We start from the raw sequence: 23,261 nt of genomic DNA, 5'->3' as shown, positions 1-23,261 counted from the left end.
TGGAATGTCGGACTTGCCAGCCAGGCGGGCGCGCCGTGACGCGCCCCGGCCGATCCCGTCCTTACATGCGGGCCAGCACCGAACCCCAGGTGAACCCACCGCCCACGCCCTGCATCAGCACCAGCTGGCCGGGCTTGACGCGGCCATCGCGACGCGCCGCATCCAGCGCCAGCGGCACACTGGCGGCCGAGGTATTGGCATGGCTGTCGACGGTAATGACGACCTTCTCGACCGGCACGGCAAGCTTGCGCGCCAGGAAATTCAGGATGCGGACGTTGGCCTGGTGCGGAATCAGCCAGTCGACGTCGCCGATCTCGACGCCAGCTTCCGCGCAGGTGTCGCGGGCGGAGCGGTCCAGCACCGTAACAGCCTGCTTGAACACCGCCTGGCCATCCATGCGCAGGAACGGGTCGCCCGTGACGTCGCCGTAGGCCACGTTGCCGGCGGCGCTGAGGATCTTCATCTGGCTGCCATCGGCATGCAGCTGCGCGGCCAGGATACCGGGCTTGTCGGAAGCCTTCAGCACCACCGCGCCAGCGCCGTCGCCGAACAGCACGCAAGTGCTGCGGTCATTCCAGTCGAGGATGCGCGAGAACACTTCCGCGCCGATCACCAGCGCGCAACGGGCGCGGCCAGCGCGGATGAAGCTGTCCGCGGTGCTCAGCGCGTAGACGAAACCACTGCACACGGCCTGCACGTCGAAGGCGGCGGAGCCCTTGGCGCCCAGGTTGGCCTGCACCAGGCAGGCGGTGCTGGGAAAAACGAAATCGGGCGTGGACGTGGCCAGCACGATCAGGTCGATCTCGGAGGCATCGACCCCGGCGTCGGCCAGCGCGCGGCGCGCGGCCTCGGTGGCCAGCTGGCTGGTGGTCACGCCGCGTTCGGCCAGGTGGCGCTGGCGGATGCCCGTGCGCTCGACGATCCATTCGTCGGACGTGGCGATGTCGCGCGTCGCCAGTTCCGCCGCCAGGGCGTCATTCGAAACCACGCGTTCCGGCAGGAAGCTGCCGGTGCCCGCGATCACGGAATATTTCATTGCGGTATCCATCAAGCGGTGTCCCCAGCCGCGCCCGATTCAAGCGCCGAAGCACCCGAGGCCGACTGCACGCGCTGGTTGATCTGCGCCACCGTCTGTGCGGTGCGCTCCAGCAGTTTACTCACGACGGCCTCGCGCGCCCGCTGCAGGGCGAAACCGAAGGCATAGGCATCGGCCGAGCCGTGGCTCTTGATTACCACGCCGCGCAGGCCCAGCAGCGCCGCGCCGTTGTAGCGGCGATTGTCGACGCGGTTGCGCAGCCGGTTGAGCACCGGCTTGGCCAGTGCGCCCACCAGCAGCGTGATCAGGTTGCGTTTGAATTCTTCGCGGATGACGCTGGACAACATCTTGGCCAGGCCTTCCACGGATTTGAGCACGACATTGCCGACGAACCCGTCGCAGACGACGACATCGACCGTGCCCTTGAAAATGTCATTGCCTTCGACGTTGCCGTAGAAGTTCAGGGGACTGGCGCGCAGGAGCTCGGCGGCTTCCTTGACGACCTCATTGCCCTTGATGACCTCTTCGCCAATGTTGAGCAGCCCCACCGTGGGACTGTCGCGATGGTCCACCGCCTGCGACAGCGCGGCGCCCATGATGGCGAATTGCAGAAGGTGCTCGGCCGAACAGTCCACATTCGCGCCCAGGTCCAGCACCGTGGTGGCGCGGCCCGTCTGGTTCGGAATGGACGTGGCGATCGCCGGGCGGTCGATACCATCCAGCGTCTTAAGCACATAGCGTGAAATGGCCATCCAGGCGCCGGTGTTGCCCGCGGAAACGCAGGCGTCGGCGCGCCCGTCCTTGACGGACTGGGCGGCCAGGCGCATGGAGGAGTCTTTTTTGCGGCGCAGGGCGACCTCGACCGGGTCGTCCATGGTGACGACTTCGGAAGCCGCCACGATCTCGAAACGATCACGCTCGACGCCGCGATGCTCGGAGAGCGCCGCTTCGATGGCGTCGGGAAGCCCGACCAGCAATAGCCGGGTATCCGGGAATTGCCGGGCGAACTCGATCGCAGCCGGAATCGTGACGGGCAGACCGAAGTCTCCGCCCATACAGTCTATGGCGATGCGTATCACGGGTGCCAGGTATCAGCGCTCAGCCGAATTGGTCCGAGTACGAGTTCGGCCCGGGGGCCTTATTCGTCGGCCTTGGTCTTCAGGACCTTGCGGCCACGGTAGAAGCCGTTGGGGCTGATGTGGTGACGCAGGTGCGTTTCGCCCGTGGTGGGTTCGATCGCGGTCGACGGATTCACCAGAAAATCGTGCGAGCGGTGCATACCGCGCTTGGACGGGGACTTCTTGTTTTGTTGAACGGCCATGATGACTCCTAGAAACGGGGCGCATTGTACGCGATGCGGCCCGATGTTGATCTCAATCTTTGTGCTTCAGTTGTTCCAGCACCGCAAACGGCGACGGACGCTTGACAACGGGCTCTTGGGAAGCCTCGCTATCCTTGGCCTGCGCGCCCGGGCATACATCATGCTTGGGCACATACGGAACGCTCAGAATGAGCTCATCCTCGATCTGGGCCAACAGATCGAAGTGATGCGAACCCACCACCTTTTCAGGCTGGTTGGACACAAAACCTTTTCCTGCGTTTCCTGCTTCCTCGCCGTCCCCATCCTCGTCGTCGAAACCCGCGGCGTGACCGCCGAAGGCAAAGCCGTCGTCGAGGTCGGCTTCGGACTTGACCAGTTGCAGCAGGACCTCGCTGTCCACCGGATAGGCGAACGGCTCATTGCACCGCTGGCACACCACGACCGGATTCGCCCGCACATGAATGTGCAGGAGCGGCTGACCTTGCAGCAGCCCGGCCTTGCCCATCTCGCCGCGCACGGACCACGTCACGAGGCCGGCCTCACCCGCCGGTTGCTCGGGAAGCCCGTCAACCGCGCGCGTCAACCGCACAAGAGGAATGGTGCCTTGCGCTTCCTTGCCCGAATGGGCGAATGCGAATGCGTCGATGGGCTTGATGATCTGTCCTTGCAATTTCGCGGCCCGCGCCTGGCTAGCTTGCACCCTCCCCGAACCGCAAAAGGGGTTTGCTGCCCTGCAAAAATGCCGCAAAACGTTAGATAATACTGTGACTTACGTCCCAGCGTCAAATATCGAATGCCCTCACAACCCAGCCTGATCCTCGCTTCCAGCTCGCGCTACCGCAAAGAACTGCTCAGCCGCCTGCGCCTGCCCTTTACCGCCATTTCGCCGGATGTGGACGAAACGCCACAACCGGGCGAATCCCCCGAAGCGCTGGCGCTGCGCCTGTCGGTCGCCAAGGCCATGGTGGTGGCTTCCGCGCACCCGGGCAGCATCGTGATCGGCTCGGATCAGGTGGCGACCGTGGACGGCCAGCCCATCGGCAAGCCTGGCGACTTTTCGCGCGCCCAGGCGCAATTGCGGGCACTTTCCGGACAGATGGTGGAATTTCACAGCGCGTTGGCGGTCACGGACGGTCAACGGGTGGAAAAAGCCGACATCGTCACGCGCTGCCGCTTCCGACGCCTGTCCGACCGCGCGATCGACGCCTACCTGCGCGCCGAGGAACCCTACGATACCGCAGGCAGCGCCAAGGCGGAAAGCCTGGGCATCGCCCTGATGGAAAGCATCCAGAGCGACGACCCGACCGCCATCATCGGCCTGCCGCTGATCGCCCTGACCGGCATGCTGGCCGGATTCGGGCTGCCCCCCCTGGACGCCCCGGGAGCGCCCGCATGAGCGGCGCGCTGCACCTGATCCCGGTCGGCTTGGGCGAAGCCGGCCCCGACAGCTGGCTGCCCGCCGACGCGCGCGCGCTGGCCGGCCGCCTGGATACCTACATCGCCGAAAACGCCAAGACGGCGCGCGCCTTCCTCAAGCTGATCGGCACGACCCGGCCACTGCAGGAAATCACCATCCACACGCTCAGCGACAAGACCGACGCCGCCGAGATCGGCGCCTGGCTCGAGCCGGTGCGCCGCGGCGCCGACATCGGCCTGGTGTCCGAAGCCGGCTGCCCGGCGGTCGCCGACCCTGGCGCCAAGGTGGTGGACGCCGCCCACCGGCTGGGCATCACCGTCAAACCCTGGGTCGGCCCCTCCTCCATCCTGCTGGGCTTGATGGCCAGCGGCCTGGACGGCCAGCGCTTCGCCTTCCACGGCTACGCGCCGGTGGACGCCGGCGAGCGCGCCAAGCAGCTCAAGGCCTGGGAACAGCACTCCGCCCGGCACAACCAGACGCAACTGCTGATCGAAACCCCCTACCGCAACGCCGCCATGTTCGCGACGCTGCTGGCCAGCCTGAAAGGCGACACCAGGTTGTGCGTGGCCCGCGCGCTGACCACCGCCGACGAATGGATCGCCACCCGCACCATTGCCGACTGGAAAAAGCAGCCCGCCCCGCAGCTGGACAAGATGCCCACCCTGTTCCTGTACCTGGCGCGCTGACCATGATCCGATTTGCCGCAGTACTCCTGGCCCTCGCGGCGCTGGCCGGGTGCGCCCAGCGCGGTCCCGCCGACCTGAACCTGGACACCTCCATCACCGCCGTCAGCCAGAGCAGCCGGGTGCGCTTCGTGGTCCTGCACTACACCTCGACTGACGACGCGCTGTCGATGAGATTGCTGTCGCAGGGCAAGGTCAGCGCCCACTACCTGATTGACACCCCGGGACGCGCCTACCGCCTGGTGGATGAGACCCGCGCCGCCTGGCATGCCGGCGAAAGCGCCTGGTACGGCCTGAACGCCATGAACAGCACTTCGATCGGCATCGAGATCGTCAACCCGGGCTGGACCGACGGCAATGATGGCAAGCCGCAGTGGCACGCCTATGGCGACCGCCAGATCCGCACACTGACCATCCTGCTGCGCGACATCATCCAGCGCAACGGCATCGCCCCCGAGAACGTGGTGGGCCACAGCGACATCGCGCCCCAGCGCAAGGTCGACCCCGGCCCGCTGTTCCCGTGGAAGCAACTGGCGGCGGCCGGCATCGGCCGCTGGTACGACGAAGCCGGCGCCGCCTCGCATCTGGCGCGCCTGCAGGCCCAGGGCACGCCCGACGTCGCCTGGTTCCAGCAGCAGTTGCAACGACTGGGCTACACCGTCCCGCAGAACGGCACGCTGGATCGGGCTACCCTCAATGTGCTGGCGGCGTTCCAGATGCACTACCGCCCCGCCCTGCACGACGGCCAGCCCGACGCCGAGACCGCGGCGATTATGCTGGCCATGCCTTAGCCGGACGGCGCGCCACTCACCCCGGGCGGCGGCGCCACCAGACGGCCAGCCGCCAGCCCAGCAGCAACGCCAGCACCACGGCATACAGGATTGGCTGCGACAGGTCGTTCTTGCCGGCCTTATGCCACCAGTAGTGCAGTATCGCCAGCAGGCCGATCAGATAGATGGCACGGTGCAGTTGCTGCCAGCGCCGGCCCAACTTGCGCATGGCCCACTGCGTGGAGGTGGCCGCCAGCGCCGTCATCAGCACGAAGGCGGCGAATCCCACCGTGATGAAGGGCCGCTCGCCGATGTCCTGCAGCATGGCCGCCGGATCAAGGCCCCGGTCCCACCAGACCCAGGCCATGAAATGCATGGCGCCATAGAAGAACGCGAACAGGCCGCACATGCGGCGCAGTCGCACCAGCGCCGGCTGCCCGGTCAGGCGCCGCAAGGGCGTGATCGCCAGGGTCACGAGCAGGCACACCAGCGTCCAGGTGCCCGACGAGCGCGTCAGGAATTCCACCGGATTGGCGGTCAGGCCGTTATTGAATCCCAGCCAGATCCAGCGCGCGAACGGCGCCAGGCCCAGCAGGAACAGCCAGGGCTTGGCGCGCCCGACGGCCCGCGCCGACCACTGCGGCTTGCGCGCCACGGCCGCGCCGGTCCTTTCGGCCACGGGCGGCTTCAATAGTTGGCCTTCAGGTCCATGCCCTGGTAGAGCGACGCGACCTGATCGGCATAACCGTTGAACATCAGGGTCTTGCGCTTAGGCGTGAACAGGCCGTCCTCGCCGATGCGGCGCTCGGTGGCCTGGCTCCAGCGCGGGTGCGGCACCGTGGGATTGACGTTGGCATAGAAGCCGTATTCCTGCGGCGCGGCCTTGATCCACGAGGACACCGGCTGCTTTTCCACCAGGCGGATCTTGACCAGCGACTTGCCCGACTTGAAGCCGTACTTCCAGGGCACGGCCAGCCGCAACGGCGCGCCATTCTGGTTGGGCAGCACCTTGCCGTAGACGCCGAACACCAACATCGCCAGCGGGTGCATGGCCTCGTCGATGCGCAGGCCCTCGACATAGGGCCAATCGAGGATGGCGGCGCGCACGCCCGGCATGTTCTCGCGCTGCACCGCCGTGACGAATTCCACGTACTTGGCATTGCCCGTGGGCTCGACCTGCTTGAGCAGCGCCGATAGCGAATAGCCGACCCAGGGGATCACCATGGACCACCCCTCGACGCAGCGCAGCCGGTACACGCGCTCTTCCATAGGCGCCAGCTTGAGCAGCTCGTCGATGTCGAAGGTGCGCGGCTTGCCGACTTCGCCTTCGACGCTGACCGTCCACGGACGGGTTCGCAGCTTGCCTGCGTTGGACGCGGGCTCGCCCTTGTCGACACCGAATTCGTAGTAGTTGTTGTAGGACGTGATATCAGCGAAGGAAGTCTGCTTGTCCATGACGCTGAAGGCCGCATTGGGCTGGCCCGCCAGGGTGCCGGCAGCGGCCCCCTGGGCAAAGGCGCCGCGCGCTGCCCAGCCCGGCAACCCCAACCCCGCAGCCGCGACGCCCGCGCGCAGAATCAGGTCGCGGCGTGACCGCCAGACCGCCTCGCTAGTGATATCGGACGGAATGATGTCGTCGGGCTTGCGTATCAGCATGGGATTCTCCTGGAAGGGCCGGCGCGTGGGGACGGCTTTCGACCACCTTGCACAGCGTGTGGACGTTGCGCGCCCCCATGATATTCCGCCGACAGCGGCGGCGCAGATCAGCGATAGACCCAATCGGGCTGCCGGCGTTCCCGCCCGATTGCCCCGCCCGGACGCCGGGGACGGCTCAGGCGGCCGCCGCCAGCGTGCGGCCAAGCAGCCATTCGCGCACCCGCGGCACGCTGTCCAGGATGGCCTGCGGGCCACAACCTTCGAGTTCCTTCAGGGTGTGCGCACCGTAGGTGACGCCCAGGCCATGCACGCCGGCATTGGCGGCCATCTGCAGATCATGGGAGGTGTCGCCCACCATCACCACCCGGGCCGGATCGACGTCCAGTTCGGTCATCAGCTCGTGCAGCATGGCCGGATGCGGCTTGCTGAAGGTCTCGTCGGCGGTGCGGGTGGCGTCGAACATCGGCCCCAGGCCGGTCGCCGCCAGGGCGCGGGTCAGGCCGACCCGGCTCTTGCCCGTGGCCACGGCCAGGCGCACGTCGCGCTCGGCCAGCGCCGTCAACAGCTCGGGAATGCCCTCGAACAGACGCAGTTCTGGATCGCGCAGCAGGTAATGGGTTCGGTAGCGCTCCAGGAAACGCGGCAGCATCGCCTGGGTCAGTTGCGGCACGGCGCGCCGCAGCGCGCTTTCCAGCGACAGCCCGATCACCCAGCTGGCGTCGGAGGCCGATGGCACCGGCAGCTCCAGGTCGCGACAGGCACCCTGGATGGCGGCCACGATGCTGTGCGTGGAATCCATGAGGGTTCCATCCCAGTCAAAAACGACCAGCGAATACGACATATCAGACCGACTCCAGTTGTTTCAGTATTTTCCGGCAAGCAGGCGGCAATTCGGCCGTCAGCGTCATCGGTTCGCCCGTCAGCGGATGGTTCAGGGTCAATTGGTGCGCGTGAAGGAACATGCGGCCGAAGCCCATGCGGGAGAACTCGGCGCGCACTTCATCGTGGCCGTATTTGTCGTCGCCGACGATGGGAAAGCCGCTCGCCGCCAGGTGCACGCGGATCTGGTGGGTACGCCCGGTGCGCAACTCGGCGTCCACCAGGCTGTAGCGGCCGAAGCGCTGCTTGAGCGTGATGATGGTGTGGGCGGTCTGCCCGTCGGGATCGACCTTGACGCGGCGTTCGCCGGACTGGGTGGTCCACTTGGACAACGACAGCTTGATGTGCTGGCGGTCGTTGACCCAGTCGCCCTCGACCAGCGCGTAATAGTGCTTGTCGCTGCGCCCCTCGCGCAGCATGGCGTGCAGGGCCAGCAGCGCGCTGCGCTTCTTGGCCACCATCAGCAGACCGGAGGTCTCGCGGTCGAGCCGGTGCACCAGTTCCAGAAACTTGGCCTCGGGACGCGCGGCGCGCAGTTGCTCGATGACGCCGAAGGACACGCCGCTGCCGCCGTGGACGGCCACGCCAGCCGGTTTGTCCACCACCAGCATGGCGTCGTCCTCGAACACCACCGGAAACTCGGCGGCCGGCACCGGCTTGGGCTTGCCCGGGTCGGGCAGGCGCAGCGGCGGAATACGGACCATATCGCCTTCCGCGACCCGATAGTCGACCGAGATACGTCCCTTGTTTACCCGGACCTCGCCGCCGCGGATGGCCTTGTAGATGTGGGTTTTGGGGACACCCTTGCACAGGCGCATCAGGTAATTATCCAGGCGCTGGCCGGCGTGCTCGGCCCCCACTTCCACCATGCGGACGGAGGGGGTGGCCATAGGGGAGGAAGTTTCTTTGCGCATTGCGGAAAGCGACATATAATCGGGACAGCCTTAAGGGGCTGAATCAGCCGCTGGCGTAGAGATGCAACTCAAGTACGCAACTCCGTCGAGCGCGTGGGCCGCCATTGTACTGCCTGCTCATTCAACCCCTGGGTCATTTGGTCGCCGGCGCAACCGCGCCCTGCCGGATAGTGGTGTGGCATTCATCTTGCCCGCTGTCCCAGCAGGTCCGTTGCCTGCCGCAAGCGGCTTGAAGCACTGCAAGAATCGTCGCATATTTAAAGCACCAGCTGCGCGTCGGCAACCAATCCGGCCGCAACTGCCGTTCACAGCACATTTCCGTCAAACCACATTCAGTGAAGCTGACCCTCCTGCTGAAAGAACCCCGTGCCCCACGGCACGACGTGCCCGCCTGACCCGCGGCGGATACGCCTGGGCGCCGCCCAGGTACGGTCCGCATCTTCTTGCCCGCTTCAGCCGCAGCCCGAGTGGCCCGAGGTCACGCGCCGATATCGGCGCGTCATGACAACGGAGAAACCCTCTCATGAAGCGCATGCTGTTCAATGCGACGCACCAGGAAGAATTACGCGTCGCTATCGTCGATGGGCAAAAACTCATCGACCTCGACATCGAGACTGCCGGCCGCGAACAACGCAAAGGCAACATCTACAAAGGTGTCATCACCCGGATCGAACCCGGCCTCGAAGCTTGCTTCGTCAACTACGGCGAAGACCGCCACGGCTTTCTTCCCTTCAAGGAAGTGGCTCGCAGCTTCTTCAAGGAAGGCGTCGACGTCCGCACCGCCCGCATCCAGGACGCCCTGCGCGAAGGCCAGGAACTGATCGTCCAGGTTGAAAAGGAAGAGCGCGGCAACAAGGGCGCCGCCCTGACCACGTTCATCTCGCTGGCCGGCCGCTACCTGGTCCTGATGCCCAACAACCCCCGTGGCGGTGGCGTTTCGCGCCGCGTCGAGGGCGAGGACCGCCAGGAACTGCGCGACACGATGGAGCAGCTCGAGCTGCCCCAGGGCATGAGCATCATTGCCCGCACCGCCGGCATCGGCCGCAACGTCGAGGAACTGCAATGGGACTTGTCGTACCTGTTGCAGCTCTGGACCGCCATCGACGGCGCCGCGCGTGACAACTCCGCGCCCATCCTGATCTACCTGGAATCGAGCCTGGTCATTCGCGCCATCCGCGATTACTTCTCGCCCGAGATCGGCGAGATCCTGATCGACACGGACGAAATCGCCGACCAGGCCACCGCGTTCATGAGCGTGGTGATGCCGGACAACGTCCAGCGCGTGAAGCGCTACCGCGACGACATCCCGCTGTTCTCGCGCTTCCAGATCGAACACCAGATCGAAACGGCCTACTCGCGCACGGTCACGCTGCCCTCGGGCGGCGCCATCGTCATCGACCACACCGAAGCGCTGGTGTCCGTGGACGTCAACTCGGCCCGCTCGACCCGCGGCGCCGACATCGAGGAAACCGCCCTGCGGACCAACTCGGAAGCCGCCGACGAAGTGGCCCGCCAGCTGCGCTTGCGCGACCTGGGCGGCCTGATCGTCATCGACTTCATCGACATGGAAGACAGCAAGAACCAGCGCGCCGTCGAACAGCGCCTGCGTGACGCCCTCCATTTCGACCGCGCCCGCGTCCAGATGGGCAAGATCTCGCGCTTCGGCCTGATGGAACTGTCGCGCCAGCGCCTGCGTCCGGCCCTGAACGAAGGCTCGCACATCACCTGCCCGCGCTGCAACGGCACCGGTGTGATCCGCGACGCCGAATCGAGCGCCCTGCACGTCCTGCGCCTGCTGCAGGAAGAAGCCATGAAGGAAAACACCGCGGCGGTCCACGCCCAGGTGCCGGTCGACGTGGCGACCTACCTGCTGAACGAAAAGCGCGCCGACATCACCAAGATGGAAGCCCGCCTGAAGGTCAACCTGGTGCTGATCCCCAACAAGCACCTGGAAACGCCGCACCACCACATCGAGCGCCTGCGCCACGACGATCCGCGCCTGGAAGAAGTGAAGACCAGCTTCGAGCTGGTCGAGGCTCCCGCCACCGACGCCCCCTGGCAGCCGCGCGAAAGCGAGATCAAGGCCCGTCCGGAGGCGCTGGTCAAGGGCATCACGCCTTCGCAGCCGGCTCCCATGTCGACCCCTGCCCCGGCGCCCGCCCCCGCGGCCGCGCCGGCGCAATCGGGCGGCCCCAGCCTGCTCAAGCGCCTGTTCGGCTGGCTGACCGGCAACAGCGAGCCCGCCAAGGCCGCGCCCGCCGCCCAGGAAGAGACCAGCGCCAAGCGCGCTGCGTCGCCGGCCCGCGGCAAGGGCCGCAGCGGCCACGATGGCCAGGAACGCCGCGGCGAACGCCACGGTTCCGACCGCAACCGCAACCGTCGCGGTGAGTCCCGCGCCGAAGGCGCCGAGGGCAGCGAAGGCGGCCGTCCGCATATCCGTGGCAACCGTCGCCCCGAAGGCGAACGCGGCGAGCGCCAGGAACGCGGCGAGCGCCACAACCGCAACGAGCGCGGCGATCGCGATCAGGCCGTGCAAGCCGCGCAAGCCTCGAACCGCCCCGACATCGCGCCGGAAGCCGCTGGCGATGATGCCGGCGCCGGTCGCAACCGCCGTCGCGGCCGTGGCCGCAACCGCCGCGAGGAAGGCCAGGCCGACGCGCCGATGAGCGAGCAGGAAAGCATGGTCGCCGCGCTGGCCCAGTCGGTCGCCACCGCGCTGCCTGAAGCCAAGCAGCCCGCCGACGCCCAGGCCGAAGCGGCCGAAGCCGTCGAGCAGACCGCCGATGGCGTGCCCGCCGTCGAAGGCGCCGAAGCCGGCGCAGACCCGGAACGCAAGCGCCGCCGCCGCCGCAGTCGCCGCGGCCGCCGCAGCCCGGACGAGGCAGGCGTGGCAGGCAGCGACGAGCAACTGGAAGACGGCGCCGAGGAAGACGCCGGCGAGCCGGCCGAGAACGTGACCGCCGCGCCCGCGCCAGTCGCCGCCCCGGTGACCGCCGTTCCGGCCGAAGTCCCCGCCCCCGCCCCGCAAGCCGAGGCGCCGGTACGGCAGGCCGAAGCCGTCCAGGCTGAGACCGCGCCGGCACCGGCCCAGGTCGAACAGGCGCCCGCCGCCGCGCAGGAGCCGCAGGCCCAGCAGCCCGTACCGGCCGTGGCCCCCGAGGCAATCGCCCCGGTGACCGTCGAACCCGCCAGCCAGGTTTCCGAGCCGGTCGCGCCTGTCGCGGCCCCGGTGGAAGCCGCCGCGGTCGAACCGGTGGTGGAGCCTGCCGCGCCGGTCGAACCGGAAGCCGCGCCGGCGCCGGCCCCCGTGGCCGCCGCGCCTGTGGCAGCAGCGCCCGCCAGCGCCCAGCCCATCGTGGTGCCGGCGACGGCCCCCTCGGCCAAGGCGCAGGCCCTGCACGAAGTGGTCAACGCCGCCGGCCTGCAGTGGGTGGAAACCGACCCCGAGCGCCACGCGCAGACGCAACTGCGCATCGCCGCCGCGCACACGCCGGCCCGCCTGGGCCGCGAGCGCAAGCCGGTGGCCCCGGTTTCGAACGAACCCCTGGTTCAGGTCGAAACCCGCCACTAAAGGCAAGCCGCGCAAGCAAAGCCCCCATCGAATGATGGGGGCTTTTTTATTTGCCAGTCGACCACGCCGCCCGGGTATGGCGCCGGAACACGCCGGCGGAACATGGCGCCGGGATAGGGCGCGAACATGGCCGAAAAAAAACCCTCGTCACCGAGGGTTCTTTCGTCAGGCCGGATCGCGCCGCGATCAGAACTGGTACGTGTAGGTCAGCTGCACCGTATCCAGGCCGGGATTCGGGCGCTTGATGCTGGCATTGGAGAAGTGCGAATAGCGCACGCCGATGCGGTTGTTCGGCGTCAGCAGGAAACCCAGGCCGACGTGGTCGCCGAACTGGAAGGCGGTGCTGATGTTCTCGTTGGCGAAGCGGGTGCGCGAGAACACGGTGGCGCCGATACCGGCTTCGAGGTAGAAGCGCTCACCCGCCCACCAGCGGAACATCGGGATGGCGTTCAATTGCCACACATTGCTCGGCGAGCGGTCGCCGTCGGCCCACCAGTAAGACACGCCGAGTTCGGGCGTCAGATCCAGGCGGCCCCAATTGCCGCCGAACTGATAGGTCCACACCGACGGCGTTTCGTAGTTCAGGGTGAAGCGCTGATAGTGGTCGCCCACGCCATAGTGCAGGCTCACGCCGCCCTGCGTACCCTCGGACGACTGGGCGCTGGCGAGGGTCGCGGCGCCGGCGAGGGCCAAACCGACAAGGCGGACAAGCATTTTCTTCTTCGTCGACTGCATTGGGAGCAACTCCGTATTTTGTTGGGATGACATCTCGGCGCAATTCACGAGTGTTATCCAGTACTACAGAACATAGCAAAAACCGGGCCAGAAGGCTCGCAATATGTCGCAATAAGGCAACAAAAATCATGGAAAACACTGTTCCGCCCGACGCACGAAAAATGACGCTGTCAGAGGGCTGAACAAACAGCCATGAAAAAACCGCCGGCACGGATGCGCGGCGGCTTTTTCATCTTAGCCCCCAGTCCGAAGGAGCCGGGGAAACGCGATCAGGCCGCGGTGACGACGTCGGCCGGCTGGTTGGTCAGCAAGGCCAGCAGGCGAGCGATTTCCTCGCGCAACTGACGGCGGTCGACCACCATGTCGATGGCGCCCTTCTGCAGCAGGAACTCGGCGCGCTGGAAGCCCTCCGGCAGTTTTTCGCGGACGGTCTGTTCGATCACGCGCGGGCCGGCAAAGCCGATCAGGGCCTTGGGCTCGGCGATGACCACGTCGCCCATGAAGGCGAAGCTGGCGGACACGCCGCCCATGGTGGGATCGGTCAGCACACTGATGAACGGCAGGCCCGCGGCCGACAGGCGCGTCAGCATGGCGTTGGTCTTGGCCATCTGCATGAGCGACAGCAGGCTTTCCTGCATGCGCGCGCCGCCCGAAGCGGCGACACAGATGAAGGGCGTCTTGTTGTCCAGCGCGGCCTGGGCGCCGCGCGCGAAGCGCTCGCCGACCACCGAGCCCATGGAGCCGCCCATGAACTCGAATTCAAAGCAGGCCAGCGTCGCCGGCACGCCACGAATCGAGCCGCTGACCACCACCAGCGCATCGGTCTCGCCGGTCTGCTTGACGGCTTCGGCCAGGCGCTCGGGATACTTGCGGGTGTCCTTGAATTTCAGCGAATCGACCGAGCGCGTGCTCTGGCCGATCTCGACGCGGCCTTCCATGTCGAGCAGCGAGTCGATGCGGGCGCGGGCGCCGATGCGCATGTGGTGATCGCACTTGGGGCAGACGTGCAGGTTGGCCGCCAGGTCTTCGCTGTACAGCACCGTTTCGCACGACGGGCATTTCACCCACAGGCCTTCGGGCACGCGGCGGGCGCCGCTGTCGCTGGTTTTGTTGATGCGAGGCGGCAGGAGTTTTTCGATCCAGCTCATTGTTTGTTCATCCCGTAAGGAAGTCGCGCCAGGCCGCTCAGGCCGACGCGCTCGGTCGTTTTACTTGATCCAGCGCCTGCCGGATGGTGCGCAGCCAGCCGCTGGCGGCGGCGACTGCGGCGTCGGTTTGCTGGGCAGCGGGGGCGTTGGCCACCGCCTGCTCCATGGTTTCAATCAGTTTGCTGCCGATGACGACCGCGTCGGCCACGCGCGCCACGCGCTGCGCGCTGTCGGCGTCGCGGATGCCGAAGCCCACGCCGACCGGGATCTCGCGCACATGGCGGCGGATCACCGCCACGCGCTCGGCCACGTCGTCGGTATTGAGCGAACCGGCTCCCGTCACGCCCTTGAGCGACACATAGTAGACGTAACCGCGCGCCACGGCGGCCACGGCCTGGATACGCGCGTCGGTCGAGGTGGGGGCCAGGAGAAAGATCGGGGCGATGCCATGGCGGCCGAGCGTGCTGGCGAATTCGATCACTTCCTCGGGCGGATAGTCGACCACCAGGACGCCATCCACGCCCGCGGCCTCGGCGCGACGGGCGAATTCAGCCTGGCCCATGCGTTCGATGGGGTTGGCATAGCCCATCAGCACCACGGGGGTGGCGGTATCGCGCTGGCGGAACTCGGCCACAAGGTCGAGCACGCGGCCCAGGCCCACGCCCTGCGCGATGGCGCGCTCGGCGGCGCGCTGGATCACCGGGCCGTCGGCCATGGGATCGGAGAACGGCACGCCCAGTTCGATGACGTCGGCGCCGGCCTCGACCAGCGCGTGCATCAGGGGAACGGTGGCGGCGGGCGACGGATCGCCGGCCGCGATGTAGGGGATGAGCGCCGCGGCGCGGCCGGATTCGGCGGTGCGCGCGAAGGCGGCGGCAATGCGATCGGAACGGGTTGTCGTCATGTTAGAGCTCGATACCGGCACGTTCGGCGACGGTATGCATGTCCTTGTCGCCGCGGCCCGACAGATTGACCAGGATGACGGCGTCGCGCGGCAGCGTGGCCGCCATCTTCACGGCCTGGGCGATGGCGTGCGAGGACTCCAGCGCCGGCATGATGCCTTCGATGCGGCAGCAATCGTGGAAGGCCTTGAGCGCTTCATCGTCGGTGATGCCGACGTATTCAGCGCGGCCGGAGTCCTTGAGCCAGGCATGCTCGGGACCCACGCCGGGGTAGTCCAGCCCGGCCGAGACAGAATGCGTTTCCTGGACCTGGCCGTCGGCGTCCTGCATGACGTAGGTGCGGTTGCCGTGCAGCACGCCCACCTGGCCGGCGGCCAGCGACGCGGCGTGCTTGCCGCTGTCCATGCCTTCGCCGGCGGCTTCGACGCCGATCAGGCGCACGTTCTCGTAGGGAATGTAGGGATGGAAGATGCCCATGGCGTTGGAGCCGCCGCCGACCGCGGCCACGACGTAGTCGGGCTGGCGGCCGATGGCCTCGGGCATCTGCGTCAGGCATTCATTGCCGATGACGGTCTGGAAATCGCGCACCATGCGGGGGTAGGGATCGGGGCCCGCCACCGTGCCGATGATGTAGAAGGTGTTCTCGATGTTGGTGACCCAGTCGCGCATGGCTTCGTTGAGCGCGTCCTTCAGGGTGCGCGAGCCGGAGGTGACCGGCACCACCGTGGCGCCCAGCAGCTTCATGCGGTAGACGTTGGAGGCCTGGCGGCGGACGTCTTCGCTGCCCATGTAGACCACGCATTCCATGCCGTACCGGGCCGCCACCGTGGCCGTGGCCACGCCGTGCTGGCCGGCGCCGGTTTCGGCGATGACACGCGGCTTGCCCATGCGCTTGGCCAGAAGCGCCTGGCCGATGCAGTTGTTGACCTTGTGTGCGCCGGTGTGGTTCAGGTCTTCGCGCTTGAACCAGATCTGGGCGCCGCCCACCAGGTCGGACCAGCGGCGGGCGTGATAGACCGGGCTGGGACGGCCGACGAAATGCTTGAGTTCGTAGTTGAACTCTTCCAGGAAGGCGGGATCGACACGGTAGCGGTCATAGGCGGCACGCAGCTCGTCGAGCGCGTGCATCAGCGTTTCCGCCACGAAAACACCGCCATAAGGGCCGAAATGGCCCTGGGCATCCGGAAAATCGTAAGGTTTCACCAAGCATCTCCCCCGGTATCACGGCCAACGTCTGCCGCCCGCAAATCCGGTTTGCAACCCGTCATTTTACCTGACGCCGGTCGCGGACGGGGGCAACGCCCCCTGCTCCCGCACCGGCGTTGCCGAGCCGGGCCTACCCGGCCAGACGCGTCAGAGCGACTGCCCCATGCGGCGCAGGAAGGTCTCGCAGGCGGCGAGCTGGTCGAGCGCGACGAACTCGTTGGGCTTGTGCGCCTGCTCGATGTGGCCGGGGCCGCAGACCACCGTGGGAATGCCGATACCCTGGAACAGGCCGGCTTCGGTGCCATAGGCTACCTTGCGGGTGGCGCGGTCTTCGGTCAGGGCGCGCACCAGCTGGGTGATGGCGGCCTCTTCGGAGGCCTCCAGGGCGGGCGCGGCGGCGCCGGTCTCGATTTCGATGCTGGCGCCGTCGAATTCGGCCTTCATGCGCGGCAGAAGCTCATCGCGCACGTATTTTTCGACTTCCGCCTGGATCTGGTCGGGTTGCATGCCCGGCAGGTTGCGGAATTCATAGGTGAATTCGCACAATTCGGGAATGGTGTTGACCGCGATGCCGCCGCGGATCTGATTGGTGGTCATGGTGGAGAACGGCACGTCGTAGAACTGGTCGTACGGGCCGTTGGCCTTGAAGCTGTCGGCCAGGTCGCGGATGCGGCAGATCAGGCGGGCGGCGTATTCGATGGCGTTGCAGCCGCGCGGGGTCAGCGACGAGTGCGCCGCCTTGCCGTGCACTTTGCAGCGGAAAAGGTTGATGCCCTTGTGCGCCACCACCACCTGCATGCCGGTGGGTTCGCCCACCACGCAGCCTTCGGGGCGGATGCCGCGCTCGTGCAGGTCGGCCAGCATGTACGGCGCGCCGGCGCAGCCGACTTCCTCGTCGTAGGAGAACGCCAGGTGGATCGGCTTCTTGCGCGGCATCGCCAGGAATTCCGGCACCAGCGCCAGCGAACCGGCGATGAAACCCTTCATGTCGCAACTGCCGCGGCCGTACAGCAGGCCGTCTTTCTCGATCAGCTGGAACGGGTCGGTGCTCCAGTCCTGGCCATCGACCGGCACCACGTCGGTGTGGCCCGACAGGACGATGCCGCCCTGCTGGTTGCCGTCCTGCGCCGGCAGGGTGGCGAACAGGTTGGCCTTGGTGCGTTCGGGATTGTGCGCCAGCCATGCATCGACGCCCTGGCCCTTGAGCCAATCACGGACGGTCTCGATGAGGGCAAGATTGGAATTGCGGCTGGTGGTGTCGAAACCGACCAGCGTCTCCAGCCAGGTGCGCGCGTTCATGTAGCAACTCTCTTGGGTAAAAGCAGCAGTGTAAAGCCAGGACGCGTCCGCGTCCCGCGCCCCGGGCCGGACGCAGGCCGTGCCTGGGCCTAGAATGACGCCCTTCAAGCAGCAAAGCCCCCAAGGAGAAACCGTGCAGCACAAAGCAGTTCCCACGCGCAATATCGTGGCGGCAGTCATCGGCAACGCCCTCGAATGGTATGACTTCCTGGTGTTCGCGTTCATGACACCGATCATCTCGAAACTGTTCTTTCCGACCGATCCCAGCGTTCCCGGCAGCGAGCTGAACGCGATCCTGATGACCACGGCGATTTTCGGCGTCGGTTTCTTCATGCGCCCCGTGGGCGGCATCATCCTGGGCCTGTATGGCGACAAGAAGGGCCGCAAGGCGGCCATGGTGCTGGTCACGTCGCTGATGGCGGTGTCCATCGCCCTGATCACCGTGGCGCCGACGTATCACGCGGCCGGCATCCTGGCGCCTATCTTCATCCTGATCGCGCGGCTGCTGCAGGGCTTCTCGGCCGGCGGCGAGTTCGGCACCTCGACCGCCCTGCTGATCGAGATGGCGCCCAATGGCAAGCGCGGCTTCTACGGCTCATGGCAGATGGCCGGGCAGATGCTGGCGCTGCTGATCGGCGCAGCCTGCGGCACGCTGATCACCGAGTTCTTCACGCAGGAGCAGATCGCGGCCTGGGCCTGGCGCCTGCCGTTCGCGTTTGGCCTGGTGATCGTGCCGATCGCCATCTATATCCGCCGCAACATCGACGAAACCGACGCCTTCAAGCAGATGAAGGAAGACGAGCGCCAGGCCGCCGCGCGCGGCGAGGTGCAGCGGCTGAGCCTGGCCGAGATGGTCCGCACCCACACCCGCGAGACGCTGATCGGCGTGGGCCTGGTGGTGACGGCAACGGTGTCCATCTACATCACCTTCACCTACCTGGTGACCTACTCGACCCAGATCCTGAAGCTGCCGCTGAACCAGACCTTCCTGGTGCAGATGGCGGGCGCGGCGCTGATGGTGCTGCTGACGCCGTTCATGGGCGCCTGGTCCGACCGTGCCGGCCGCCGCCCCATCGTGATCGGCTCGCTGATCGGCTACCTGGTGGTGTTGTACCCGCTGTACTACTGGCTGTCGGACGCGCCGTCGATCGGCCGCCTGCTGACCGTGCAGATCGTGGTGTGCTTCTTCGTGTCGGCCTTCTTCGGCGTGTTCAGCACCGTCATGGCGGAACTGTTCCCGGCGCGGGTGCGCTCGGTGGGCCTGTCGCTGGCCTATAACGTGGCGGTGATGATCTTTGGCGGCTTCGCCCAGTTCATCGTGACCTGGCTGATCAAGACCACCGGTTCGCCGATGGCGCCGGCCTACTACGTGATGTTCGGCGTGGCGTTGGGGCTGGTGGCGTCGTTCTTCATGCGCGAACGCGCTCACGAGAACCTGGACCACTGAACTTCGCCGGAATGCGCCCGGGCCGCGATGGCCCGGGCAGCCGCGTCCGCATTCTGTCCCGCGCGGCCTGCATCCGGGCTCCATCCCGGATGGCCTGCCTTGGGACCTCTCCCTCCAGGATGCCGCGCCGGGCTAGCGGCGCACCGCCGACGACACGCCCGGCACCTCGGCCAGCGCATCCAGCGCGCGCGCCAGCGATTCGCCGCCGCGCACTTCCACCGTGAACACCATATGGGCCAGCGACTGCCGGCTCTGGGTGTTCACGCCCACTACGTTCAAACGCAGGCGCGCGAACACTTCGGACAGGTCGCGCAGCAGGCCGGAGCGGTCGTGCGCGCGCACGCTGATGTCGACCGGGTAGAACGTGTCCGCCGGGGTCTCGCCCCAGGCCACCTCGATCACCCGCTCGGGTTCGCGCGCGGCCAGCGCCAGGTAGCTGTGGCAGTCGCAGCGGTGGATCGACACGCCGCGCCCGCGTGTCACGAAGCCGGCGATGGCATCGGGCGGCGCGGGCCGGCAGCAGCGCGCCAGCTGCGTCAGCAGCGAGCCCACGCCCACCACCAACACCCCGCTCTTGCCGCTTTTCTCGGCGCTGCCGGCGCTGGCGTGGCGCAGGGCGGCCGGTTGCGGCTCGGCGGCGGGCGCCGGCTGCTGGAACACGGCGTCGATCTGGCGCAGGCTGAACTCTTCCTTGGCGGCGGCCACGTACAGGTCGTCGGCGCGGGCGAAACCGAGGTTCTGCGCCAGCTGTTCCAGGTTGACCGCGGTCTTGCCGAGCCGCTGCAGTTCCTTTTCGACCAGCGCCTGGCCTTGCGTGATGCGCTGCTGCAGTTCGATGGCGTTGAACCACATGCGCACCTTGGCGCGGGCCCGCGGGCTGGCCAGGAAACCGAGCTGCGGGTTGAGCCAGTCGCGCGACGGGCCGCCGGACTTGGCCGAGATGATCTCGACCGTCTGGCCGGTGGCCAGACGCGTCTGCAGAGGCACCATCTGGCCGTCGACCCGCGCCCCGCGGCAGCGGTGGCCCAGGTCGGTGTGCAGGTGATAGGCGAAGTCGACCGGCGTGGCGCCGGCCGGCAACTCGATCACGCGGGCCTGCGGCGTCAGCACGTAGATGCGTTCGTCCGTGGGCGCAGGCGTGACGGCGGCATGGCGGCTCTTGCCCGGGCCGGATTTGCCGGCCGGTCTGGCCGCATCCTGCTTGTCGGCGGCGGGCGCCTCGCCCGCCTCGACATCCGTATTCCAGGCCAGCAGTTGCCGCATCCAGGCCAGTTGCCGGTCGTATTCGCTGGAGGCGGCCACCTGCCCGCCCTTGGCGCCCGCTTCCTTGTAGCGCCAATGCGCGGCCATGCCGTACTCGGCGAACTGGTGCATCTCGCGGGTGCGTATCTGCACTTCGAACGGGCGGCCGTCATCGTCGGCCACCACCGTGTGCAGCGAACGGTAGCCGTTGGGCTTGGGCCGCGAAATGTAGTCGTCGAACTCGTCGGACAGCGGCGTCCACATCTCGTGCACCATGCCCAGCGCCATGTAACAGGCGCGCACGTCGTCGACGATGATGCGCAGCGCGCGCAGATCGTACATCTGCGAGAAATCCAGGCGCTTGACCCGCATCTTGTTCCAGATGCTGTAGATGTGCTTGGGCCGGCCGCTGACCTCGGCTTCGATGCCATGTTTGGCCAGCGCCGTCTGCAGGCGCTCGATGGCGCCGGCGATGAAGGCCTCGCGCTCGACCCGCTTTTCCTCGAGCAGGCGGGCGATCTGCTTGTAGCGGTCGGGCTCCAGGAAGCGAAACGCCAGGTCTTCCATTTCCCACTTGATCTGCCAGATGCCCAGGCGGTTGGCCAGGGGCGCGTACAGGTCCAGGGTTTCACGGGCGAAGGCGATCGAACAGGGCGTCTTGCTTTCGGCGTGCCAGCGCAGGGTGCGCAGGCGCGAGGCCAGGCGCATCAGCACGATGCGCAGGTCGGCGGCCATGGCCAGCAGCATCTTGCGCTGCATTTCCTTCTGCGAGCCGGTTTCCGCCTCGGCGTCGCTGGCCTGGCGCGCCACCACGCCCAGCCGCAGCAGGGCGCGCGTGCCCTGCACCAGGCGGGCGACTTCGGCGCCGAAGGCAGCGGCGACCGGGTCGTTGCGCAGCGCCGGGGCCGGCGCGGTCAGGTCGGTCGGCAAGGCGGCCAGCAGGGCCGCGGCGCGCGTGGCGGCGTCGGTATGCAGGCCCGCCAGGATCCGCACCACGCCCGCGCCGTGCGAGGCCAGCGGCTCGCCCGTCAGGGCCTGCTGGCCCTCGAAACGGGGAACCGACCAGGCCACCGCCTGGTCGATAAGCGCAAGGCCGTCGGCGTCGAGGCCCGCCCCCGCCTCCTGTCGCCAGGAAGCGTCGAAAGTCGAAGGCGCATCAGGAACGGGCGGGGCGGACATCGCGGGCGTATTGCGGTTACGGTAATCGAGGATTCCGACACTCTACACTAGGAATCAATGCTGAAAACCCCGGCCAACGCCGGGCACATATTCAAGGAACCCAAGCTTATGTTGCGCTGGCTCAAGGGCCGGGGCGCGCGCGCCGCCGAGGTGGCGCAGATGCAGGCCCGGATCGCACCCGACCTCTGGCGGCAGGTGCTGGACGCCCACCCTTTCCTGGCGGCGCTGGACGCCGACGAATCCGCGCAGTTGCTGGCGCGCTCGGCCTGGCTGCTGGCCAGCAAGACGATCAATGGCGCGCGGGGGCTGGAAGTGACCGACTTCATGCGGCTGTCGATCGCGGCCCAGGCCAGCCTGCCGATCCTGAACCTGACGCCCGCGCTGTACGAGGGCTGGGAGGAGATCATCGTGTACCCCGCGGGCTTTCGCATCCCGCGCAAGCAGATGGACGAGGACGGCGTGATGCACGAATACCTGGAAGACGCTGCCGGCGAGGCCTGGGACGGGGGCCCGCTGGTGCTGTCCTGGGAGGACACGCAGTTGTCCGAAGGCGGCTTCAACGTGGTGATCCACGAGTTCGCGCACAAGCTCGACCTGCAATCGGGCTTTGCCGATGGCATGCCATCGCTGGCGGCGCACGGCGATATCAAGCCGCGCGAATGGCGCCGCATCCTGGACGATAGCCTGGACCGCTTCATCGCCGCGGTCGACGCGGTGGAGGCCGCCATTCCGCATGACGTCGATCCGGAAAGCGCCGAGGCCGACGCCTGGTACGGGCGCTTGCCACTCGACCCTTACGCCGCCACCGACGAAGCCGAGTTCTTCGCCGTCAGCTCCGAGCACTTCTTCGTCGATCCCCACCCGATGGCCGAGGCACTGCCGGAATGGTTCGCCCTGCTGCGGGCCTATTACCGCCAGGATCCCCTGGCGCGCTACGCATGAAACGGCTGCTGATCGTGTGGCATTCCCGCACCGGCGCGGCCCGCCAGATGGCCGAGGCCGCCGCCCGGGGCGCGGCCGCGGCGGCGGCGCTGCTGGAACAGCCGGACGATCTGGCGGTGACCCTGCGCCGCGCCGCGGACGCCGGGATGGACGAGGTGCTGGCCAGCGATGGCCTGCTGTTCTGCGCGCCGGAGAACCTGGCCAGCCTGAGCGGTGAAATGAAGGAATTCTTCGACCGCTGTTATTACGGCGTGCTGGACCGCATCGCCGGCCGTCCCTACGCCTGCCTGGTCAGCGCCGGCAGCGACGGCGCCGGCGCGGCGCGCCAGATGGAGCGCATCTGCACCGGCTGGCGCCTGCGGCCCGTGGCGCCAGCCCTGATTGTCAACCTGGGCGCGCAGACGCCCGACCAGATCCTCGCCTCCAAGACGGTGGCGCCGGCCGAGCTGGCGCGTTGCGAGGAAGTTGGCGGCCTGCTCGCCGGCCTGCTGCTGACCGCGGGTTGACGCAGGCCCGGCGCCGACTGCCGGTCAACATGGGCCTGACGTGTCCTTCCCCCGCGGGGCCCGCGCTCCTTCCCCGTGGCCAGGGAGCGCCGCGACGCCACGCGGGGGACGACCAAAAAAGTGCCGGTGTCAAGTCTTTCGTGCCAATCACGCAAGGCTTGAAACCGTATATGGGACAGTAGGTTAGCTCTTTTCCAGGCCACTTTGCAGAAGTTTGGCCGCGTGGGCTAGGAGCCACATAAGAGCGTCGGGAGAGAAAGCCGCATCGCACTGTGTCGTGCTGGATTGCCGAGGAACGGCGGGCCTGTCGCAGCATCATAGCCCAAGCGGCTCTTGGCGGCGTCCAGAATGAAGAACGCGCAGCCTTGGGCTGCGCGTTCAATGGCTGCCGCTGGATGATGGGCCAGG

21 protein-coding genes are annotated in these 23,261 nt (G+C 67.3%); 7 read left to right on the top strand and 14 right to left on the bottom strand.

Annotated features, from left to right (window positions below; all coding sequences use genetic code 11):
- Window positions 1–61: 61 nt before the first annotated feature.
- From HV742_RS01235 to HV742_RS01220, 4 genes are read right to left on the bottom strand one after another with little or no spacing between them, the layout of a single operon-like run.
- Window positions 62–1,048, bottom strand: coding sequence for a beta-ketoacyl-ACP synthase III (locus tag HV742_RS01235; RefSeq protein ID WP_049072160.1), 987 nt, complete (start codon window positions 1,046–1,048; stop codon window positions 62–64).
- Window positions 1,048–2,115: a phosphate acyltransferase PlsX gene (gene plsX / locus HV742_RS01230; RefSeq protein WP_049072158.1), complete on the bottom strand. Its 1,068-nt coding sequence runs from the start codon at window positions 2,113–2,115 to the stop codon at window positions 1,048–1,050. Before plsX ends, HV742_RS01235 begins: the two co-directional genes overlap by 1 nt.
- A 59-nt stretch (window positions 2,116–2,174) precedes the next feature.
- Window positions 2,175–2,357: a 50S ribosomal protein L32 gene (gene rpmF, locus HV742_RS01225; RefSeq protein ID WP_006389284.1), complete on the bottom strand. Its 183-nt coding sequence runs from the start codon at window positions 2,355–2,357 to the stop codon at window positions 2,175–2,177.
- Window positions 2,358–2,409: 52 nt separating this feature from the next.
- Window positions 2,410–3,027: a YceD family protein gene (locus HV742_RS01220; protein WP_063582011.1), complete on the bottom strand. Its 618-nt coding sequence runs from the start codon at window positions 3,025–3,027 to the stop codon at window positions 2,410–2,412.
- A gap of 123 nt (window positions 3,028–3,150) precedes the next feature.
- Between HV742_RS01220 and HV742_RS01215 the strand changes: the two genes are divergently transcribed.
- The 3 genes from HV742_RS01215 to HV742_RS01205 are packed head-to-tail and all read left to right on the top strand — an operon-like array spanning window position 3,151 to window position 5,248.
- Window positions 3,151–3,753 (top strand): Maf-like protein, encoded by a 603-nt coding sequence (locus tag HV742_RS01215; protein ID WP_175144314.1) that lies wholly within the window; start codon window positions 3,151–3,153, stop codon window positions 3,751–3,753.
- Window positions 3,750–4,460: an SAM-dependent methyltransferase gene (locus HV742_RS01210; RefSeq protein WP_059269530.1), complete on the top strand. Its 711-nt coding sequence runs from the start codon at window positions 3,750–3,752 to the stop codon at window positions 4,458–4,460. The genes HV742_RS01215 and HV742_RS01210 overlap by 4 nt, the downstream gene beginning before the upstream one ends.
- The gene (locus HV742_RS01205) at window positions 4,457–5,248 is read left to right on the top strand and encodes an N-acetylmuramoyl-L-alanine amidase (RefSeq protein WP_437340578.1); all 792 of its coding nucleotides are present in this window, start codon (window positions 4,457–4,459) and stop codon (window positions 5,246–5,248) included. Before HV742_RS01210 ends, HV742_RS01205 begins: the two co-directional genes overlap by 4 nt.
- Window positions 5,249–5,264: 16 nt before the next feature.
- Here the strand turns inward: HV742_RS01205 and msrQ are convergent, their stop codons facing one another.
- From msrQ to HV742_RS01185, 4 genes are all read right to left on the bottom strand, one after another.
- Entirely contained in the window at window positions 5,265–5,918 is a 654-nt protein-coding gene (gene msrQ / locus HV742_RS01200; RefSeq protein ID WP_175144312.1) for a protein-methionine-sulfoxide reductase heme-binding subunit MsrQ, read from the bottom strand.
- Window positions 5,915–6,883, bottom strand: coding sequence for a protein-methionine-sulfoxide reductase catalytic subunit MsrP (gene msrP, locus HV742_RS01195; protein ID WP_049072148.1), 969 nt, complete (start codon window positions 6,881–6,883; stop codon window positions 5,915–5,917). The genes msrQ and msrP overlap by 4 nt, the downstream gene beginning before the upstream one ends.
- Before the next feature lie 175 nt (window positions 6,884–7,058).
- Window positions 7,059–7,724, bottom strand: coding sequence for an HAD family hydrolase (locus HV742_RS01190; RefSeq protein ID WP_049072147.1), 666 nt, complete (start codon window positions 7,722–7,724; stop codon window positions 7,059–7,061).
- Window position 7,725: 1 nt separating this feature from the next.
- Complete coding sequence (locus HV742_RS01185) at window positions 7,726–8,691, bottom strand: RluA family pseudouridine synthase (protein ID WP_100505113.1); 966 nt, start codon at window positions 8,689–8,691, stop codon at window positions 7,726–7,728.
- Window positions 8,692–9,199: 508 nt separating this feature from the next.
- Here HV742_RS01185 and HV742_RS01180 point away from each other — a divergent pair.
- The gene (locus HV742_RS01180; RefSeq protein WP_175144311.1) at window positions 9,200–12,247 is read left to right on the top strand and encodes an Rne/Rng family ribonuclease; all 3,048 of its coding nucleotides are present in this window, start codon (window positions 9,200–9,202) and stop codon (window positions 12,245–12,247) included.
- Between the two features lie 186 nt (window positions 12,248–12,433).
- Here HV742_RS01180 and HV742_RS01175 read toward each other — a convergent pair whose 3' ends face one another.
- From HV742_RS01175 to argE, 5 genes are all read right to left on the bottom strand, one after another.
- Complete coding sequence (locus HV742_RS01175; protein WP_049072143.1) at window positions 12,434–12,982, bottom strand: acyloxyacyl hydrolase; 549 nt, start codon at window positions 12,980–12,982, stop codon at window positions 12,434–12,436.
- Window positions 12,983–13,251: 269 nt separating this feature from the next.
- Window positions 13,252–14,130, bottom strand: a complete 879-nt coding sequence (gene accD, locus HV742_RS01170) for an acetyl-CoA carboxylase, carboxyltransferase subunit beta (RefSeq protein WP_049072142.1) — start codon at window positions 14,128–14,130, stop codon at window positions 13,252–13,254.
- Between the two features lie 37 nt (window positions 14,131–14,167).
- Entirely contained in the window at window positions 14,168–15,034 is an 867-nt protein-coding gene (gene trpA / locus HV742_RS01165; RefSeq protein WP_054419895.1) for a tryptophan synthase subunit alpha, read from the bottom strand.
- Between the two features lies 1 nt (window position 15,035).
- Window positions 15,036–16,235, bottom strand: a complete 1,200-nt coding sequence (gene trpB / locus HV742_RS01160) for a tryptophan synthase subunit beta (protein WP_064526737.1) — start codon at window positions 16,233–16,235, stop codon at window positions 15,036–15,038.
- Window positions 16,236–16,385: 150 nt separating this feature from the next.
- Window positions 16,386–17,537: an acetylornithine deacetylase gene (gene argE, locus HV742_RS01155; protein ID WP_049072138.1), complete on the bottom strand. Its 1,152-nt coding sequence runs from the start codon at window positions 17,535–17,537 to the stop codon at window positions 16,386–16,388.
- A gap of 133 nt (window positions 17,538–17,670) precedes the next feature.
- Between argE and HV742_RS01150 the strand changes: the two genes are divergently transcribed.
- Complete coding sequence (locus tag HV742_RS01150) at window positions 17,671–18,984, top strand: MFS transporter (RefSeq protein WP_080977337.1); 1,314 nt, start codon at window positions 17,671–17,673, stop codon at window positions 18,982–18,984.
- A gap of 132 nt (window positions 18,985–19,116) precedes the next feature.
- Here the strand turns inward: HV742_RS01150 and HV742_RS01145 are convergent, their stop codons facing one another.
- On the bottom strand, window positions 19,117–21,405 hold the full coding sequence (locus HV742_RS01145) for a RelA/SpoT family protein (RefSeq protein ID WP_059269526.1): 2,289 nt from the start codon (window positions 21,403–21,405) through the stop codon (window positions 19,117–19,119).
- Window positions 21,406–21,513: 108 nt separating this feature from the next.
- Here HV742_RS01145 and HV742_RS01140 point away from each other — a divergent pair, with 108 nt between their 5' ends.
- Together HV742_RS01140 and HV742_RS01135 are read left to right on the top strand one after the other, a co-directional pair.
- Window positions 21,514–22,347 (top strand): M90 family metallopeptidase, encoded by an 834-nt coding sequence (locus HV742_RS01140; protein WP_175144379.1) that lies wholly within the window; start codon window positions 21,514–21,516, stop codon window positions 22,345–22,347.
- On the top strand, window positions 22,344–22,853 hold the full coding sequence (locus HV742_RS01135; RefSeq protein WP_175144310.1) for a flavodoxin family protein: 510 nt from the start codon (window positions 22,344–22,346) through the stop codon (window positions 22,851–22,853). The genes HV742_RS01140 and HV742_RS01135 overlap by 4 nt, the downstream gene beginning before the upstream one ends.
- The last annotated feature ends 408 nt before the right edge of the window (window positions 22,854–23,261 follow it).

This window comes from Achromobacter ruhlandii (assembly GCF_902859695.1).
Taxonomy (GTDB): Bacteria; Pseudomonadota; Gammaproteobacteria; order Burkholderiales; family Burkholderiaceae_B; genus Achromobacter; species Achromobacter ruhlandii.
The sequence above is the reverse complement of the archived record's forward strand: the minus strand, read 5'-3'. Positions and strand labels throughout refer to the sequence as shown.